An 18,550-nucleotide genomic window follows, 5' to 3' on the forward strand; every position below is an offset into this window, starting at 1 on the left:
TTTTGCGATCCACCGCCAGCGTGGGAGGGGCCGCTTTACCGGTTCAGGCTGCCCAGCCTTCGCTGATGAAGAGCCGGGTGGCGAACAACCCCGTCGAAGTCCAATGGGTCGCAGGAGACAGCGCGGCACTGAGGAACTGCCGGCGTTGCTCTCCTTCCAGGGGCTGCAACTGCTCTTTGAACTGATGCAGTTCGGGGTCCAATGCAGGCTCCGCACTGCCGATGGGGTTGGCATTAGAGCGGTGACGTGCCAAGGCCCTGAACGAGGGCAGCCTGCGCGTTTGGTTAGCGGAGGCGGGCTGGGCATGGTCCTGTCCGTCGCGACTGTCTTCGCCGCGGATCCAATCGTGGATCACCTGCAATTCATATCCCGTGAAAACACCGAACATCTCCGCGCGTTCCCCTTGAAGCAGGTTCCAGAACCGGCTTTGAGACACCGGCGCTCCCAACTGGATCCAACCATTGTCCACCAGCGCGTCCAGCATGGCATCGATGTCGCCCTGGGGTCCCAGCCAATCGTTGACGGTGCGACCGCCAATGCGGCAATAGTCGGAATGCATGCCCGCGCCGGCCAGTGCCTTCCGTTGGAAGATTTTCACCACTTCGGTCCTGGCGTCGAACGATGCGATGACCTCCTGGGTGCCGCGCCCGGCATCCGCCAGCTTGCTTCCAGCGCGCACACGCTGCCAGAATTGATCGCGGTCTTGCTGCACTTCCAGCATTTGAAGTACGGCCTCGCAGGCCTGCCAGGCATGGCCGCTGTCTCCGTTGTCGACCGTGACGTGAAGCGTGAAATAGTAGGGGTCGATCCCGAGCTCATTGAGTTCGTATGCCGTGATCAGCAGGTGCAGGGGGAGCTGTTCATAACCTAGGTTGAAGCCGATGACCTCCGGCAGGAACTGCTCAGCATTCCATCCCAATGCCAGCTGCACCGCGCCCTGCAGATAGTTCGCATCGTCCAGTTGCAGGTCTTGCTGAAGGCCGTGCCGCCGCATCAATTGGCGATAGAGCGTGACGTGGTTTTTGTGGGCCACGCCGTCTCCGAGTTCTTCCAGGTAGGTCTGGAGCAAAGGCCGCAGCCGTTCGGTCGATGTATGTCGTGCCAACCCGTACAGCCACGATCCATCCACCAGCTTGGTCGGCGCCACCGATGCCAAAAAGTTCAGCGCATGGGCGCGGTTGCGAAAGTAATGGCGCTCGCCGCCTGCGCGCCGCCCGTCCAGGTAGGTTCGATAACGCTGCGCCACGGCCTGTGCGTTTTCGCGGGCCCACGCATGCAGGTCCTCAGGTGCTTCGCACAATTCGCTGGGGACGTCTTCGCTTTCGTCCATCAGCCGCTGCAGCCACTGGGCGGCCTGCTGCCGGGCTCGTGGCGTGGGAGAGGGGGTCAGCAGCGCCTCGTACAGGCGGCGATAGGGGCCGACTGCATTCGGGCGTTGCGCATCTGAAGTGCGAGGCGTTGGGCTGCCATGCAGATCGACGGACGGATGAATTTTTTGTGCGAGCATCGTTGGCGATGTACTGTAGGAATGGCTCCATGCTGCGGTGCTGCAATGGGGGGCAGAAGCCACCAGATGGCGCGAACCCCGGTCGGCAAGGTCCTACGCCGCCGATGGTCTCGCTTGCAGCCAGCCCCACAAGCGCAACTGCTGCAGCTCGCCCCCGTCTAGCCGCTCGCCGATGTCGTTGCGATACCGCAGATTGGGCACGATCACGTGGCGAACGCAATCCAGGGCGGCCAGGTGGGCGGCGCGCACCGTTGCGCCCACGCCGGTAGCAACGCCCAGGTAGCCGCACGAGCCACTTGCCACGAGCTGCCCCTGGTGCAGCGCCACCTCTGAAAAATGCAGGCTGTCGCGCTGCGACTGCGTCATGGAGGGATTCAAGAAAACCGGCAACCCCTTGGATAGTTCTTCATACCCGTGCCGGTAGGGGAACGGTGGCACGGTGAGAACCACGCCGCAGGCAAAACCGCTTTTCGTGCCGAAGTCCGACGTGTCGCGGTGCAGCATTCTGCGAAAGATGGTTTCCCATGGATCGTTGTGAAGGGCTTCGCAGATCGCGAACCCCGGATAGCCGAACCGGCAGGTGAACTCGAGAGGCCACAGCCCGCTTTCGTTGGCGATGAGGTTCACGTTGATGTAACCGCAATAGCCGCCATCACGCAGCAGGGGCGTGAGGGGGCGCAGGACGGTGTCGTACAGGCAGGCGCTTTCCCGGTAGCTGACGATGGTGCCCATCTCTCCGGTGAGTTCGCCCAAGTCGCCCGGGAAAAACCGCTTGTGCTCGAAATCGACACACACTGGCGACAGAAAGTCATGGCCGTTGAAGTATCCGCCGACCCCGATCTCGATCCCATGGATGAACTCCATCAAGATGAAGTCCGGCGCGTCGGCTTGGTCCGCGCGGGCCTTGCCCGCGTGCATGCTCAACAGGGCGCGCACGTCGGCGCCGTCGCCGGACTGGCCGACGTAGTTGCGTGTGCGCTCGCTGGAGGCCCCGTTGAACTTGAGTACATACCTTGCGGGATGGTCATCGAGGAAGGCCATCGCTTCGCCATAGCCGGTGAAACGGTGGCAGCCCGCTACCTGCAGTCCTGAGGCCTGCAAGGCACTCTGCCCGAATGCGCGGTCCGCCTCCAGGCGATCGCCGAGGGCACTGCCGCCGATGACATGAAAGCCTTCGGCGCGCAGCGCATCCTGCAGGTCGCCCTGTGTCGCGGATTCGAAGAGGATCACGCCTTCGTTTCCAGCCGCCTTGATCCATCCCAGTTCGCTTTCCCATCCTTCGACGCGCTGCAGGATGCCCTGGAAGACGTCGTGGCACGCAGGGTCTTCAATCACGACCCGCACCTCGTGGCCGCGGCGCTGGAGGCCGCCGTACATGGCCGCCAGGTCGTTGGTCTGCCCAATGCCCAGAAATCTCATGCAGCCCGCCTTTGCACCACCACGCCGACGGCCGCGATCCGATCCGCCTCGGCGTAGGCCTGCCCCTGCAACTCCTCTCCGAAGACATCGGGGTCCAGTTCTTCATAGTGCACTGCGAAGTCGTGGGCCGTGGCGTAGGCCATGACGGAGTCTCGGAAAGCGTCGCGTCCTTCGACGATGGTGGAGCCGGTGTAGAGCAGCAGGCGGCCGCCGGGCGTCAAGCGGTCGAGGCTCTCTTTCAAGATGCGCTCAGACAGGGCCTCTCCGAACTGGCCACCCCCATGTCGGTACGTGCGGCTCGCGTCGTCCATCAGGTAGGGCGGGTTGGCGACGATGAGATCGAACCTGCCGGCCACATTGGAAAAGAGGTCGCTTTGAACGCACTGCACGTTGCGGTAGCCAGCGACGGCCACATTGGCTGTGGCATGCAAAAGCGCGCGGGGATTGATGTCCGCCAGCACGATTTCGCATCCGTTAGGCTGTGCCTGCCAGGCCCTCGCCGCAACAAGGCCTCCCGGCCCGGCGCCGCACCCCATGTCGGCAATGCGTGGGGATCGAGGCAGAGGCTGCATCCGCAACTGATGGCGAATGAAACTGGCAAACCGGTAGGTATCCGGCCCGAAAAACACAGCATCTTCTTGTGCCGTCGGGAAGGGGGAGTGCGCGAAGAGCAGTCCGTCAAGCGAACTGAACCGGACATTGCCCTGTAAAAGGCCGGTTGCTGTGGACTGCAGCCAGCCATCGTCCAGCAGGCATGGGGTGAGATCGGCAGGAAGCCGGTCTTTCGAAAACAGCCGGTTCCATCCGAATGCATCGCGCAGATCCGACCTTTCAGGGTCGTGCGGCCTCGCGAGCACCCGTTGGTGCGTGAGCGGTGTTACCGTGACGAACCGGTAGCCAGCAGCCGCAAGCCACTGCCCGAGCCGTTGAAGGCTTTGTTCGACAGACCGCGTTGTGGATGCTTTCATCGGGTTTGGCAAGAGGCCGTGCAAACAGGAAGGAGGGGAGCAGGCGGTGAGGGGGCACGCGCGCTGCGGGATGCCAATCGCCGTGATCTTTCAGGAGGCGTTGGCAGCCGCGGTGTAGGACAAAAGAGACTGCTTGGCTCACGATCTTTGGCTTCGAGGGACCAGGGTGGCATGGGCTGAATGGGCCGAGGAAGCCGGCATGCTCTTTCAGTGAGGCTACAATTGGAGGCTTTCCCGCAAAAACGTCGCCCGGCAGCAACCAAAGCAATCCCCCAACAAGCAGCAGTCTTCAGGAATGTCTTCCTGCGGACTCCGGGCGACCCGTAACCATTCGGAGAACCCAGTGCTTTTGTCTCTACAGGGATCCTTCCCGCCCGCCATCCTGGCGCTCGCAGACGGCACGGTCTTTATCGGCAATTCGATTGGTGCCACCGGCACCACGGTCGGCGAAGTGGTGTTCAACACCGCGATCACCGGCTACCAGGAAATCCTCACCGACCCGAGCTACTGCCAGCAGATCGTCACCCTGACGTATCCGCACATCGGCAACTACGGTGTCAATACCGAGGACATCGAAGCCGACAAGGTCCATGCCGCAGGCTTGATCATCAAAGACCTGCCGTTGCTGGCCAGCAATTTCCGCAGCACCGAAACCCTCTCGCAGTACCTCGTGCGCGAGAAGACCGTTGCCATCGCCAACATCGACACCCGCAAGCTCACGCGCATCTTGCGCACCCACGGAGCGCAGAACGGCGCCATCGTCGGGCTTGCGGCCGGCGAAGCGGTGACCCAGGCGCGCATCGACGAAGCCCTGGCCGCCGCCAAAGCGGCGCCCAGCATGAAGGGCCTGGATCTGGCCCAGGTGGTGAGCACCTCCGCGGCCTATCCGTGGGACCAGACCGAGTGGAAGCTCGGTTCGGGTTACGGCACCCTTGCCGCGCCGCGCTTTCACGTGGTGGCCTACGACTACGGCGTGAAGAAGAACATTCTGCGCATGCTGGCCGAGCGCGGCTGCCGCCTCACGGTGGTTCCGGCCAAGACCCCGGCAGCCGAGGTGCTGGGCATGAAGCCCGATGGGGTGTTCCTGTCCAACGGCCCTGGCGATCCGGCGCCGTGTGACTACGCCATCGAAGCCACGCGCCAGATCATCGATGCCGGCGTGCCCACCTTCGGCATCTGCCTGGGCCACCAGATCATGGCCCTGGCCAGCGGCGCAAAAACCTTCAAGATGGACAACAGCCACCATGGCGCGAACCATCCCGTGAAGGACCTGGACAACGGCCGTGTCAGCATCACCAGCCAGAACCATGGGTTTGCGGTGGCGATGGAGTCGCTGCCGGCAACCCTGCGCCCCACCCACATCAGCCTGTTCGACGGCACGCTGCAGGGCCTGGAGCGCACGGACAAGCCCGCGTTCTGTTTCCAGGGCCACCCCGAGGCCTCGCCCGGCCCGCACGACATCGCCTACCTGTTTGACCGCTTCACCGCGCTGATGGAGAAGAAATAATGCCGAAGCGCACAGACCTCAAATCGATCCTCATCATCGGCGCCGGCCCCATCATCATCGGCCAGGCCTGCGAGTTCGACTATTCCGGCGTGCAGGCCTGCAAGGCCCTGCGCGAGGAGGGCTACAAAGTCATCCTGATCAACAGCAATCCTGCGACGATCATGACCGACCCGGCCACCGCCGATGTGACCTACATCGAGCCCATCACGTGGCAGACCGTCGAGAAGATCATCGCCAAGGAACGCCCCGATGCGATCCTGCCGACGATGGGTGGGCAGACGGCGCTCAATTGCGCCCTCGACCTGTGGCGCAATGGTGTGCTGCACAAGTACAAGGTGGAGCTGATCGGCGCCACGCCCGAGGCGATCGACAAGGCGGAAGACCGCCTCAAGTTCAAGGATGCGATGACCCGCATCGGCCTGGGCTCGGCCCGCTCGGGCATCGCCCACAGCATGGACGAAGCGTGGACGGTGCAAAAGACCGTGGGCTTTCCCACGGTGATCCGTCCCAGCTTCACGCTGGGTGGCACCGGCGGCGGCATTGCCTACAACCCTGAAGAGTTCGAGACCATCTGCAAGCGCGGCCTGGAGGCTTCGCCCACCAACGAACTGCTGATCGAAGAATCGCTGCTCGGCTGGAAAGAGTACGAGATGGAAGTGGTTCGCGACAAGGCGGACAACTGCATCATCATCTGCTCGATCGAGAACCTCGATCCGATGGGTGTGCACACGGGCGACTCGATCACGGTGGCGCCTGCGCAAACGCTGACCGACAAGGAATACCAGATCATGCGCAATGCGTCTCTCGCGGTGCTGCGCGAGATCGGCGTGGATACCGGTGGCTCCAACGTGCAGTTCTCGGTGAATCCGAAAGACGGTCGCATGATCGTCATCGAGATGAATCCGCGCGTATCGCGTTCGTCGGCCCTGGCATCGAAGGCCACGGGCTTTCCGATCGCCAAGGTCGCGGCGAAGCTCGCGGTGGGCTACACGCTCGACGAGCTGAAGAACGAGATCACGGGCGGCGCCACGCCCGCGTCTTTCGAGCCCTCGATCGACTACGTGGTCACCAAGATTCCGCGTTTTGCGTTCGAGAAATTCCCCACGGCCGACAGCCGCCTGACCACGCAGATGAAGTCAGTGGGCGAGGTCATGGCCATGGGCCGCACGTTCCAGGAGTCTTTCCAGAAGGCGCTGCGCGGCCTGGAAGTCGGCGTGGACGGCATGAATGAAAAGACGCAGGACCGCGAACTGCTGGAAAAGGAACTGGGCGAACCCGGTCCCGAGCGCATCTGGTATGTGGGTGATGCCTTCGCCATGGGCCTGTCGGTCGACGAGGTGCATGACCTCACCAAGATCGACAAATGGTTCCTGGTGCAGATCGAAGAGATCGTGAAGATCGAGCTGGATCTGGACAAGCTGACCGATGAAAAGGGTGATGGCGCGCTGGCTGCCATTGACGCCGATACGCTGCGAGCGCTCAAGAAGAAGGGCTTTTCCGATCGCCGTCTGGCCAAACTCCTGAGGACGCAGGAAAAGGCCGTGCGGGAGGCGCGCCGGGCGCTCAATGTGCGCCCTGTCTACAAGCGGGTGGACACCTGTGCCGCCGAGTTCGCCACCAACACGGCTTACATGTACTCGACCTACGAGGACGAGTGCGAAGCCGCGCCCACCACCAACAAGAAGATCATGGTGCTCGGCGGTGGCCCCAACCGCATCGGCCAAGGCATCGAGTTCGACTACTGCTGCGTTCACGCCGCACTCGCCATGCGCGAGGACGGCTATGAAACCATCATGGTCAACTGCAACCCGGAAACGGTTTCGACCGACTATGACACGTCGGACCGGTTGTATTTCGAGCCGCTCACGCTGGAAGACGTGCTGGAAATCGTCGACAAGGAAAAGCCCACGGGAGTGATCGTGCAGTACGGTGGTCAGACGCCTCTGAAGCTGGCGCTCGGCCTGGAGGCCGAGGGTGTGCCGATCATCGGCACCAGCCCGGACATGATCGATGCTGCGGAAGACCGTGAGCGCTTCCAGAAACTGCTCAACGACCTGGGGCTGCGCCAGCCGCCCAATGCCACGGCCCGCACCGAGCCGGAGGCCCTGGAGAAGGCGGCTGCGTTGGGCTATCCACTGGTCGTACGCCCTAGCTATGTGCTGGGTGGCCGTGCCATGGAAATCGTCCACGAACAGCGGGATCTGGAACGCTACATGCGCGAAGCCGTCAAGGTGAGCAACGACTCGCCCGTGCTGCTGGACCGTTTCCTGAACGATGCGATCGAGTGCGATGTGGATTGCCTGCGCGACCCCGAGGGAAAGGTTTTCATCGGGGGCGTGATGGAGCACATCGAGCAAGCCGGCGTGCACAGCGGCGACTCGGCCTGTTCGTTGCCGCCTTACTACCTGAGCAAGGCCACGGTGGATGAACTCAAGCGCCAGACCGCGGCCATGGCCGAGGGCCTGAGCGTGGTGGGCTTGATGAATGTGCAGTTCGCCATTCAGGAAAAGGATGGCAAGGACGTGATCTACGTGCTCGAAGTGAATCCGCGCGCATCCCGCACGGTGCCCTTCGTCAGCAAGGCCACGGGCATCCAGTTGGCCAAGGTGGCGGCCCGCTGCATGGCGGGGCAGTCGCTGGCGAGCCAAGGCATCACGCGGGAAGTCACGCCGCCTTATTTCAGCGTGAAGGAGGCGGTGTTCCCCTTCGTCAAGTTCCCGGGTGTGGACACGATCCTTGGCCCGGAGATGAAGTCCACCGGCGAAGTGATGGGGGTGGGCAAGACGTTTGGCGAGGCTTTCGTGAAGAGCCAGCTGGGGGCGGGCACCAAGCTGCCGACGTCCGGCAAGGTGTTCCTCACCGTGAAGAACAGCGACAAGCCGCGCGCGGTGGAAATCGGCCGGCAACTGGTCGCCCTGGGCTTCGACCTGGTGGCGACCAAGGGCACGGCTGCCGCGATCTCGGAGGCCGGCGTGCCGGTGACCGTGGTGAACAAGGTGACCGAAGGCCGCCCGCACATCGTGGACATGATCAAGAACGACGAAATCGTCATGGTCATTAATACGGTGGAAGAGCGGCGCAATGCGATTGCCGACTCCCGCGCGATCCGCACGAGTTCGCTGCAGGCCCGGGTCACCACCTTCACGACCATCTTCGGTGCCGAGGCGGCCGTGGAAGGCATGAAGCATCTGGACCATCTGGACGTTTATTCCGTGCAGGAACTGCACGCGCAATTGACGGCCTGAACGGCACAGTCAGGTTAAGCGTCCGGCCGCCTCAAACGCGGCATAATCGCCACTGACCAGAGACCGCCGCGCGGCAACGCGCGGCGGTTTCCTTTTGGGGCGTCCGTTTGTGCATCCACGGGTGTGCAAGACGCCAGGAGGGCCGCGCGTTGCGCGGCGTCGAATTGAACGTGGAGACTGATTCAATGGCCACCATTCCCATCACCAAGCGCGGCGCTGAAAAGCTCAAGGAAGAGTTGCACCGCCTGAAGACCGTCGAACGCCCTGCGGTGATCAATGCCATCGCCGAGGCGCGTGCCCAGGGCGATTTGAGCGAAAACGCCGAGTACGAGGCCGCCAAGGACCGGCAGGGTTTCATCGAAGGCCGCATCCAGGAAGTCGAGAGCAAGTTGTCCGCTGCGCAGATCATCGACCCCACCGCGCTGGACGCGGGCGGCAAAGTGGTGTTCGGTGCCACCGTGAAGCTGGAAGACGAAGAAAGCGGCGATGCCGTTACTTACCAGATCGTGGGCGAGGACGAGGCCGACCTGAAGCTGGGCCTCATCAATGTGTCCAGCCCCATCGCTCGCGCGCTGATTGGCAAGGAAGAGGGCGACACGGCCGAGGTCCAGGCCCCTGGCGGCCTGCGCCGCTATGAAGTGGTGGGCGTGAGCTACATCTGATCGAAAGACGCTGCCATGTATGACCGCGTGCCCGTTCTGGCGGCCGCATTGTGGTGGGGGAGTTTGTCGGCCATCGGGTTCCTGGCCGTACCGCTCCTGTTCGTGCATTTGCCCACACCGGCGCTGGCAGGCAACATGGCCGCACGCCTTTTTGAGGCGCAAACCTTCGTCTCTATCGCTTGCTGCGTGTGCCTTCTCCTGTTGTCCAAACGACGGCATGCGGAGACGCAGGAGGACTGGGCCCAGGCCGCGCTGGTCTTCGTGATCGGTGGGCTTTTACTGGCGTTGCTGGTGCAGTACGGCGTATCGCCCCGCATCGTCGCTCGCCAGAATCTACGGCTGTGGCACAGCTTGGGCACCGTGATGTACGCGTTGCAGTGGGGGTGCGCTTTGGCCGTCCTGTGGCGAACGTCCCGGCGCTAATTTCTCGGCGCAGGGGCGGTCCTTTCACTGCCCTTTCACTCTTTCCAGTGCTCGGCCACCCAGGTGGCAGGCTGGATGTGGCGAAAGCGGCGATTGCGCCGGCCTGCCAGGGCATCCGGCGGGTTGCACTCACCGTGAAAGATCACGATGCGCGCGTCGGCCGGAACGATTGGCGGCTTCCAATAATTGGAAGGCCATGCAGGGATGCAGTGGTACTTGAAGCTGGGGCACCAGCCTGCGGGCCAGTAGCTCAGCTTGCCCTGCTGATGCAGGAAGTCCGAAAGGTAGGCCTGTTCGTTGCGAAACTTCCGGCGGATGGCATCGAAGTGCCCGCGAAAGTATTCGAGTACGTCGGGGTGTGAACCGATCTCGAACCGATATACCGATGAGTTGCCTGTGATGCGCCAGGGCCGTTTGTAGTCATGGATGATCAGGAACTCGCCCGGCGCTTCGAAAAAGGCATCAAGACCGCCTGTGACGACGACATCCACGTCCAGGAACAGTGCGGTGCCTGACAGGCCATGCAGATCGGCGCTGAACGTGGCGAGCTTGGTCCAGCCGCGCTCCGGAATGCCGGCGGGTAGGTCCAATGCGGGAATCGGAAGGCATTGCACTTCGGCCCGGATGCCCGTCGAATCATCCGTCAGGCAGACAAAGCGAAAATCGCCAGTGAGATGACGCCGGACCATGGCGTAAAGCCGGTTCACATATTCGGGGCCGTATTTGGTGCCCCATTTCATGCAGATCACGTGGCGCGTTCGCGCCGTGCTGGAGCCCATCAATCGGCCTGGCGCTTCTTGACGGATTTCTGCTTGGGCTTCTTGGCCCGCTTGATCTGGCCGCCGGGCGTCAATCGCTGGTTGCCAAGGACGCGCAACTGCTTGATCTCGGGCCGCTGGCCGCCGCGCTTGCTGAACTTGAGCACTTTCACATCGCGCGGGCCAGGCATGCGGTCTTCGTCGACGGTGCGCTCCTTGGGAGGCTGCGGGCGCCAGAGCACCAGCAACTTGCCGATGTGTTGGATCGGCGCAGCGTTGAGTTCTGCCGCCAATGTCTGGTAAATCTGTTCGCGCGATGTCCGGTCGTCGCTGAAGACGCGGACTTTGATCAATCCGTGGGCATTGAGGGCAGCGTTGATTTCTTTTTGGACAGCGGGGGTCAACCCATCGCCGCCGATCAGGACGACGGGGTCCAGATGGTGGGCATTGGCGCGGTGTTCCCGGCGCTCTGCGGGAGTCAATTGAATTTGGGGCATGGCCGTATTATCGAGGCAGGATGAAAACAAACACGAAAAGCAAGAAGGTGAACAAGGCGTGGCTCCACGACCATGTCAACGACACCTACGTCAAGCTCGCCCAGAAAGAGGGCTACCGCGCCCGTGCCGCTTACAAGCTCAAGGAGATCGACGAACAACTGGGGCTGATCAAGCCAGGGCATGTCGTGGTGGACCTGGGGTCCTCGCCCGGTGCCTGGAGCCAGTACCTGCGGCGGCGCATGTCGCCAGGAGGCGCGGCAGTCGGCCAGCTCAACGGCACCATCATCGCCCTGGATCTACTGCCCATGGAGCCGATCGAGGGGGTCGGCTTTCTTCAGGGCGATTTCCGGGAGGACGACGTTCTTGCGCAGTTGCAGGAAGCCGTCCAGGGGCGGGCTGTCGACGTGGTGGTTTCCGACATGGCCCCCAATCTGTCCGGAATTGAGTCCGCCGACGCGGCGCGCATTTCCCACCTGATCGAGCTGGCCGTCGAATTCGCCGTGCAGCACCTCAAACCCGAAGGGGCGCTCGTGGTCAAGCTGTTCCATGGCAGTGGGTATGCGCAGCTGGTGCAGTTGTTCAAGGAAACATTCAAGGTGGTCAAGCCGATCAAGCCCAAAGCCTCGCGGGACAAATCTTCCGAGACTTTTTTGGTGGGAATCGGCTTGAAAAAGCAGGCTTGAGCAGTATGAATGCGGTTCGTCAGCGGTTCCGACCCATGCCAATGCATTCTTCCTATGGGTTGACCATGGCCTCTGCTGGGGTAAATCGCACCGCCTTCCACCTTGAAACGCCTAAAATGCGCCCTAAATGCGCTAGGACGTCTCCATGACACGTTCGTGGCGTTATCCCCTTTGCTTCTGGAGCCCCGCTTGAACAATCAGTGGTTTTCAAAAATTGCCGTGTGGCTGGTCATCGCCATGGTGCTCTTTACGGTGTTCAAACAGTTCGACACCCGTTCAGGCGCCAGCGCGGGCTCTGTGGGGTACTCCGAATTCCTGGAGGAGGTCCGCAGCAACCGGATCAAGAGCGCGACCATTCAGGAAGGGCAGGGTGGCACGGAGATCGTCGCCACCACCACCGATGACCGCAAATTGCGCACTACCGCGACCTATCTTGACCGCGGATTGGTGGGCGATCTGATCAACAACAACGTCAAGTTCGACGTCAAGCCACGGGAAGAGGGCTCGCTTTTGATGACTCTGCTCGTCAGCTGGGGCCCCATGCTGCTGCTGATTGGCGTGTGGGTTTACTTCATGCGTCAGATGCAGGGTGGCGGCAAGGGCGGGGCTTTCAGCTTTGGCAAGAGCAAGGCCCGCATGCTGGACGAGAACAGCAATCAGGTGACCTTTGCCGACGTGGCAGGGTGCGACGAAGCCAAGGAAGAAGTCAAGGAAGTCGTCGACTTCCTGAAAGACCCGCAGAAATTCCAGAAGCTCGGTGGCCGCATTCCACGGGGCCTTCTGTTGGTCGGCCCTCCCGGCACGGGTAAAACGCTGCTGGCGAAGTCCATTGCTGGCGAAGCCAAGGTTCCTTTCTTCAGCATTTCCGGCTCCGATTTCGTGGAAATGTTCGTTGGCGTGGGCGCAGCCCGCGTGCGCGACATGTTCGAGAACGCCAAGAAGAACGCGCCTTGCATCATCTTCATCGATGAAATCGATGCGGTGGGCCGCCAGCGCGGCGCCGGCCTGGGTGGTGGCAATGACGAACGCGAACAGACCTTGAACCAGATGCTGGTCGAGATGGACGGCTTCGAGACCAATCTCGGGGTGATCGTGGTGGCCGCCACCAACCGCCCTGACATTCTGGATGCCGCCTTGCTGCGCCCAGGTCGATTCGACCGCCAGGTGTATGTGACGCTGCCCGATATCCGCGGCCGTGAGCAAATCTTGAACGTCCACATGCGAAAAGTGCCCGTGGGCCAGGACGTGAACCCGAGTGTGATCGCACGCGGAACCCCTGGAATGTCGGGTGCGGACCTTGCCAATCTTTGCAACGAAGCGGCTTTGATGGCGGCCCGCCGCAATGCGCGCACCGTGGAGATGCAGGACTTCGAGAAGGCCAAGGACAAGATCATCATGGGCCCCGAGCGCAAGAGCATGGTCATGCCCGAGGAAGAGCGCCGCAATACGGCCTACCACGAGTCCGGCCACGCGCTGATCGGCAAGCTGCTGCCCAAGTGCGATCCGGTTCACAAGGTCACCATCATCCCCCGTGGCCGTGCACTGGGCGTGACCATGAGCCTTCCTGAAAAGGACCGCTACAGCTACGACCGCGAGTACATGCTGAACCAGATCAGCATGCTGTTCGGCGGACGGATTGCCGAAGAGGTGTTCATGAACCAGATGACCACCGGTGCCAGCAATGATTTCGAACGTGCCACATCGATCGCCCGCGACATGGTGACGCGCTACGGCATGACGGAGGCCCTGGGCCCGATGGTCTATGCCGAGAACGAGGGCGAGGTTTTCCTCGGCCGCTCGGTGACCAAGACGAACAACATGAGCGAGCAGACGATGGAAAAGGTCGATGGCGAGGTTCGCCGCATCATCGACGAGCAATACGCGCTGGCACGCAAGCTGATCGAAGACAACAGCGACAAGATGCATGCCATGGCCAAGGCGCTGCTGGAGTGGGAAACGATCGACACCGAGCAGCTCGACGACATCATGGCAGGCAAGCCTCCTCGTCCTCCCAAGGACTGGACGCCTCGCACGCCATCGTCGGGTGGAGATAACTCGGGTGGCGGCACGCCGGCCGTGACGACCGAACCTGCTCCTTCGGCCGCTTGAGCCTGCGGCGGAACGCTGCAACCAACAACGGGGCCTGTGTGCCCCGTTTTTGTGTTCTTCTCGTTTAAATCATTCCACGTGTCGATGCACTGGCAGACCAGCCGATTCCAGATCGATCTCTCACGGCCTCGGGTCATGGGGATCGTGAATGCCACTCCGGATTCCTTCTCCGATGGCGGACGGCACGCCACCACCGCGGACGCGATGCGCCACTGCGAAAGCCTGCTGGCGCAGGGGGCTGACATTCTGGACATCGGGGGGGAATCCACCCGCCCAGGCAGTCCCGCCGTCTCGCTGGACGAGGAGTTGTCGCGGGTGTTGCCGCTGGTCCGGTCGGCGGTGGGCCTGGGCGTGCCGTTGTCCATCGACACCTACAAGCCCGAGGTGATGCGTGCGGTGCTGGATTTGGGCGCTGACATCATCAACGACATCTGGGCCCTTCGGCAACCCGGAGCCATAGCCGTGGTGGCCGGCCATCCTGCATGCGGGGTGTGCCTGATGCACATGCACCGCGACCCCCAAACCATGCAGGCAGCTCCGATGGAGGGAGACGTGGTCTCTCAAGTGCTATCTTTTTTAGAGCAATGTGCCCTAGATTTACATGCGCTGGGGGTCGAAAAGAGTCGCATCGTGCTGGACTGCGGCATTGGCTTTGGCAAGACGGTGGAGCAGAACTTCGCGCTCCTTGCCTGCCAGCCTTTGCTGTCCCGCGCGGGCTACCCCTGGCTGGCTGGCTGGTCGCGCAAATCGTCGCTCGGTGCGGTCACGCAGTGGCCGGTTTCAGAGCGCATGGTCCCGAGCGTGGCAGCGGCGTTGTTGGCCGTGGAGCGTGGCGCGCGCATCGTGCGTGTGCACGATGTGCGCGAAACCGTCGCCGCATTGCAAGTCTGGCAGGCCTCTCAAATTCCCCCACCCTCACTCTAGCCTGCGGATATCCTTCAGGCGGAGGCAAAAAATCATGACACGTCGATATTTCGGTACGGATGGCATCCGCGGCACCGTAGGGCAGGCGCCCATCACTCCCGACTTTGTGCTGCGGCTCGCGCATGCGGTGGGCCGGGTTTTGCGCCGCAAGGAGGAGCGGCCCACGGTGTTGATTGGGAAGGACACGCGCATTTCCGGCTACATGCTGGAGAGCGCGCTGGAGTCCGGCTTCAACTCTGCAGGGGTGGATGTGGTGCTGCTGGGCCCTTTGCCCACGCCCGGCGTGGCGTACCTGACCCGTGCCCAGCGCGCAAGCCTCGGTGTCGTGATCAGCGCCAGCCACAATGCCTATCCGGACAATGGCATCAAGTTCTTCAGCGCGCAAGGCACGAAGCTCTCCGACGAGTGGGAGATGGCGGTGGAGGCGGCGCTGGATGAAGCCCCCGTCTGGGCGGACTCTGCCTCTTTGGGCAAAGCGAGGCGCCTGGAGGACGCGGCGGGCCGCTACATCGAATTTTGCAAGAGCACGTTCCCGCAGGATCTGACCCTCAAGGGGGTGAAGATCGTGGTGGATGCGGCCCACGGCGCGGCGTATCACATTGCGCCCAAGGTGTTCCATGAGTTGGGTGCGGAAGTGCTGGCCATCGGCTGCTCGCCCGATGGTCTGAACATCAACCACCAGGTCGGAGCGACCCACCCCGAAGCCTTGGTGCGGGCGGTCCGCGCCAACCATGCGCACTTCGGCGTGGCGCTGGACGGGGATGCGGACCGGCTGCAGATGGTGGACGCAGCAGGGCGGCTCTACAACGGCGACGAACTGCTGTATCTCATGGCCTCGGACCGTTTGGGCCGGGGCGAGCCGGTGCCGGGCGTGGTCGGCACGCTCATGACCAACATGGCGGTGGAGCTCGCGCTCAAGGCCCAGGGCGTGCAGTTCGTGCGTGCCAAAGTCGGTGACCGGTACGTGCTGGAAGAGTTGGCCCGCCATCGCTGGCTTTTGGGCGGAGAGGGTTCGGGACACCTGCTGGCCCTGGACCGCCACACCACGGGCGATGGCCTCATCAGCGCCCTCCAGGTGCTTCAGGCGTGTGTACGCAACGCCTGCGGTTTGCCGGACATGCTGGCGAATGTGCAGCTCTTTCCGCAGGTGCTTCTCAATGTCCGGCTCGCACCGGGGCAGGATTGGAAGAGCAACACCACTTTGTCAGACACCTTGCGCTCCGTCGAGGCGGCGTTGGGCGAAACCGGGCGGGTATTGATTCGCGCGAGCGGAACCGAACCTCTGCTGCGCGTGATGGTGGAGGCCAGCAATGCCGACCATGCCAATCACTTCGCGCAGCAGCTGGCCGACGCGGCGCGTGCGGGATGAGCCCACCTGCAGCGGGCTCCGGGGGCTGACTCGGCGCAGGGTCTGATCCGACCCTATTGCGTCGCATGCTGCCGCTGCAGCAGGGCGGTGATCTGGTGGGCGGGCAAAGGCTTGCTGAAGTAATAGCCCTGTGCTTCATCGCACCCTTGCTCGCGCAGGTATGACAGCTGCTCGCTCGTTTCCACGCCCTCGGCCGTGGTCCGGATGCCCAGTGCCTGGGCCATGCGAATGATGGCGCTGACGATGGCCCGGTCGTTGCTGTCGTTGCCCAGGTCCCGGACGAACGACTGGTCGATCTTGAGCTTGTAGATTTGGAAGCGCTTGAGTTGGCTCAGCGAAGAATATCCCGTTCCGAAATCGTCCATGGACATGCGCACGCCCCGGGCATGGAGCTGGTCCATGGTGGCAATGGCGGAACGGGGGTCGTCCACCGCGACGCCTTCGGTCAGTTCGAGCTCCAGCCGGTTGGCCCGCAGCGAGGTGCTGTCCAGGAGCCGGCTGACCAGTTCGGGCAACTGCGGCTGCCTGAACTGCAGTGCCGATAGATTGACCGCCATGGCCAGCCAGTCCATGCCCATGGTGTGCCAGTGCTGCAACTGGTCCAGGGCTGTCTGCATGACCCACTCACCGATCTGCAGGATCTGGCCGCTGTCTTCTGCGATGGGAATGAACTCCGCAGGGGAGATGCTGCCCAGGTCGGGGTGCTCCCAGCGGAGCAGCGCTTCCACGCTGCGGATTTCCCCTGTCGCGATGGTGATTTGTGGTTGGTAGTGCAGGTGTAGCTGGTTGCGCTCCAAAGCGCGGCGCAGGGCATTCTCCAGCAGGAGGGCGCGCACCGACTGGGCCTGCATTTCCGGGGTGAAGAAGCGGTAGGTGTTGCGTCCGTCCAGCTTTGCCCGGTACATGGCCACATCGGCGGACTGGGTCAGGGTGTCGAAATCCGCACCGTCCTGTGGAAACAGCGCGATGCCCATCGAAGGTGCCATCGTGAGTTCGTGGTGCCCGATCTGGTAGTGCTGGCGCGACGCCTCCTGCAGCTTGCCTGCGACCCGTGCCGCCCCATGCGCGTTCGCCCCGGGCAGCAGCAGTATGAATTCGTCGCCCCCTAAGCGCGACACGGTGTCCTTGTCGCGGACGACGGCCCGCAGCCTTTTGGCGATTTCCACCAGCAGCGCGTCACCCACCCGATGGCCCAGCGAGTCGTTCACGTGCTTGAAGTGATCGAGGTCGAGGAAGATGACGGCCAGTGGCGTGCCCCCTTCGCTGGCGGCGCGGATCGCGTGGTGGCTGCGCTCAGCCAGGAGCGTGCGGTTCGGCAGGCCGGTCAAGGGGTCGTAGTGGGCCAGCCAATAGATGCGTTCCTGGTCGTGCTTGCGATCGTTGATCTCGCGGTGCAGGTTTTCCACGGTCTCGCTGAGCTGCCGGGTGCGCTGGTGCACCTGAAGCTCCAGGTCGGCGTGCATCCGGGCCAGCTCTGCCTGTGCCTGCCGCTGCTCGCTGACGTCCATGGCAATGCAAACCGATCCATTGGCCGGGCGGGCGGGGTCGATGGCCTTGACACGTACCTCGCACACCACGGCGCGGCCATCCTTGCCGCGCAAGGTCATCTCGCCCACGAAGATCTTGCCGTCCAGCAGCGGTTCATAGCAGCGCTTTTTCGCGTCTTCCCAGTCCGCGTCGCTGAAATGCCACTGCCGCGTCGCTGCGTTGGCCAGCTCTCCAGGACCATAGCCCAGCATCTGTTCGAAGTGCTGGTTGCAGCGCGTCATGCGCTGGTTGGAGATGAAGGCGATGCCCACCATGGCCTGGTCGAAAAGGGCTTGCTTTTCCTGCACCACGGCATGGAGCTGGGTTTGCGCATGCCGCTGCTCATCGATGTCGTCGATGATCCAGATGGATCCTTCCGCCGTGTCGTCTGGGTTGATCAGTCGACCGGCCAAGCTGCTCCAGAACAAGCGGCCGTTGCAGCGACGCATCTGGCATTCGGTGCGATAGGTGTCCCCGCGCGCGAGAACCGGATAGGCATTGCGCCCCAGTTCCCGGAACGCGTCGAGGGTGGGATACAGGGCCTGACTGCTCAGCCCGATGGTTTCTTCGACCGTTTCATAGCCAAAGATATCGGCATAGCGCTGGTTGCAGCGAACGATCTGCCGTTGGCGTATGAACACGATGCCCACGCCGGCGCTGTCCAACAAAGTCTGCTGCTCGCGAAGGATGCGTTGCAAAGTCGGCCCGGACTGAGAAAGCACGGGCGCATCAAGCGTGGGGCACATGGAAATGAGTGAAGCCCTGGCGGGCGGCAAGTTGTACGAAAGTGTAGCAGTCGCCCCTGAAATCCTGAGTTCGGGATTGTCTCGATCAAAAGCGCGATGGATGCCTTTTCCTGGGAGGGCTGGCGTTCTCCTTTCCACGTCATGAAGCTGTCATGGCCTGGACATGGCGGCGTCACCACCGTTTGCCACAGTCTCGTCCAAGCGGG

At 62.7% G+C, this 18,550-nt stretch carries 14 protein-coding genes; 8 read left to right on the forward strand and 6 right to left on the reverse strand.

Annotation, left to right across the window (positions count from 1 at the left end; genetic code table 11):
- Nucleotides 1–43 precede the first annotated feature (43 nt).
- The 3 genes from AVTE2539_RS18065 to AVTE2539_RS18075 form a co-directional block, all read right to left on the reverse strand.
- Nucleotides 44–1,507 carry an iron-containing redox enzyme family protein gene (locus tag AVTE2539_RS18065; RefSeq protein WP_284412704.1) on the reverse strand — a complete coding sequence of 488 codons (1,464 nt, stop codon included), beginning with the start codon at nt 1,505–1,507 and terminating at the stop codon, nt 44–46.
- A 93-nt stretch (nt 1,508–1,600) separates the two neighbouring features.
- The gene (locus AVTE2539_RS18070) at nt 1,601–2,926 is read right to left on the reverse strand and encodes a phosphoribosylamine--glycine ligase (protein WP_284412706.1); all 1,326 of its coding nucleotides are present in this window, start codon (nt 2,924–2,926) and stop codon (nt 1,601–1,603) included.
- A complete protein-coding gene (locus AVTE2539_RS18075) occupies nt 2,923–3,894 on the reverse strand; it encodes a methyltransferase (protein ID WP_284412708.1) in 972 nt (323 codons plus the stop codon). Before AVTE2539_RS18075 ends, AVTE2539_RS18070 begins: the two co-directional genes overlap by 4 nt.
- 343 nt (nt 3,895–4,237) lie before the next feature.
- Here AVTE2539_RS18075 and carA point away from each other — a divergent pair, with 343 nt between their 5' ends.
- From carA to AVTE2539_RS18095, 4 genes are all read left to right on the forward strand, one after another.
- Entirely contained in the window at nt 4,238–5,401 is a 1,164-nt protein-coding gene (gene carA / locus AVTE2539_RS18080; protein WP_284412711.1) for a glutamine-hydrolyzing carbamoyl-phosphate synthase small subunit, read from the forward strand.
- A complete protein-coding gene (gene carB, locus AVTE2539_RS18085) occupies nt 5,401–8,646 on the forward strand; it encodes a carbamoyl-phosphate synthase large subunit (protein WP_284401005.1) in 3,246 nt (1,081 codons plus the stop codon). The genes carA and carB overlap by 1 nt, the downstream gene beginning before the upstream one ends.
- A 185-nt stretch (nt 8,647–8,831) precedes the next feature.
- On the forward strand, nt 8,832–9,308 hold the full coding sequence (gene greA / locus AVTE2539_RS18090) for a transcription elongation factor GreA (RefSeq protein ID WP_272568938.1): 477 nt from the start codon (nt 8,832–8,834) through the stop codon (nt 9,306–9,308).
- A 15-nt stretch (nt 9,309–9,323) separates the two neighbouring features.
- Nucleotides 9,324–9,731, forward strand: coding sequence for a DUF4149 domain-containing protein (locus AVTE2539_RS18095; protein ID WP_284412713.1), 408 nt, complete (start codon nt 9,324–9,326; stop codon nt 9,729–9,731).
- Nucleotides 9,732–9,766: 35 nt separating this feature from the next.
- Here the strand turns inward: AVTE2539_RS18095 and AVTE2539_RS18100 are convergent, their stop codons facing one another.
- Both AVTE2539_RS18100 and AVTE2539_RS18105 read right to left on the reverse strand, forming a co-directional pair.
- Complete coding sequence (locus tag AVTE2539_RS18100; protein WP_284403787.1) at nt 9,767–10,510, reverse strand: glycosyltransferase; 744 nt, start codon at nt 10,508–10,510, stop codon at nt 9,767–9,769.
- Nucleotides 10,510–10,986, reverse strand: coding sequence for a YhbY family RNA-binding protein (locus AVTE2539_RS18105; RefSeq protein WP_272568941.1), 477 nt, complete (start codon nt 10,984–10,986; stop codon nt 10,510–10,512). The genes AVTE2539_RS18100 and AVTE2539_RS18105 overlap by 1 nt, the downstream gene beginning before the upstream one ends.
- Nucleotides 10,987–11,006: 20 nt before the next feature.
- Here AVTE2539_RS18105 and AVTE2539_RS18110 point away from each other — a divergent pair, with 20 nt between their 5' ends.
- The 4 genes from AVTE2539_RS18110 (at nt 11,007) to glmM (ending at nt 16,071) form a co-directional block, all read left to right on the forward strand.
- Entirely contained in the window at nt 11,007–11,669 is a 663-nt protein-coding gene (locus AVTE2539_RS18110; protein ID WP_272568942.1) for an RlmE family RNA methyltransferase, read from the forward strand.
- A 189-nt stretch (nt 11,670–11,858) separates the two neighbouring features.
- Nucleotides 11,859–13,778: an ATP-dependent zinc metalloprotease FtsH gene (ftsH, locus tag AVTE2539_RS18115; protein ID WP_272568943.1), complete on the forward strand. Its 1,920-nt coding sequence runs from the start codon at nt 11,859–11,861 to the stop codon at nt 13,776–13,778.
- 84 nt (nt 13,779–13,862) lie between these two features.
- Nucleotides 13,863–14,702 (forward strand): dihydropteroate synthase, encoded by an 840-nt coding sequence (gene folP / locus AVTE2539_RS18120; protein ID WP_284413237.1) that lies wholly within the window; start codon nt 13,863–13,865, stop codon nt 14,700–14,702.
- Between the two features lie 34 nt (nt 14,703–14,736).
- A complete protein-coding gene (gene glmM / locus AVTE2539_RS18125; RefSeq protein WP_272568945.1) occupies nt 14,737–16,071 on the forward strand; it encodes a phosphoglucosamine mutase in 1,335 nt (444 codons plus the stop codon).
- A gap of 53 nt (nt 16,072–16,124) precedes the next feature.
- Here glmM and AVTE2539_RS18130 read toward each other — a convergent pair whose 3' ends face one another.
- A complete protein-coding gene (locus AVTE2539_RS18130; protein ID WP_284412715.1) occupies nt 16,125–18,344 on the reverse strand; it encodes a sensor domain-containing protein in 2,220 nt (739 codons plus the stop codon).
- Between the last annotated feature and the right edge of the window lie 206 nt (nt 18,345–18,550).

It is taken from the genome of Acidovorax sp. SUPP2539 (assembly GCF_030158975.1).
In the GTDB taxonomy this organism is placed as follows: domain Bacteria; phylum Pseudomonadota; class Gammaproteobacteria; order Burkholderiales; family Burkholderiaceae_C; genus Paracidovorax.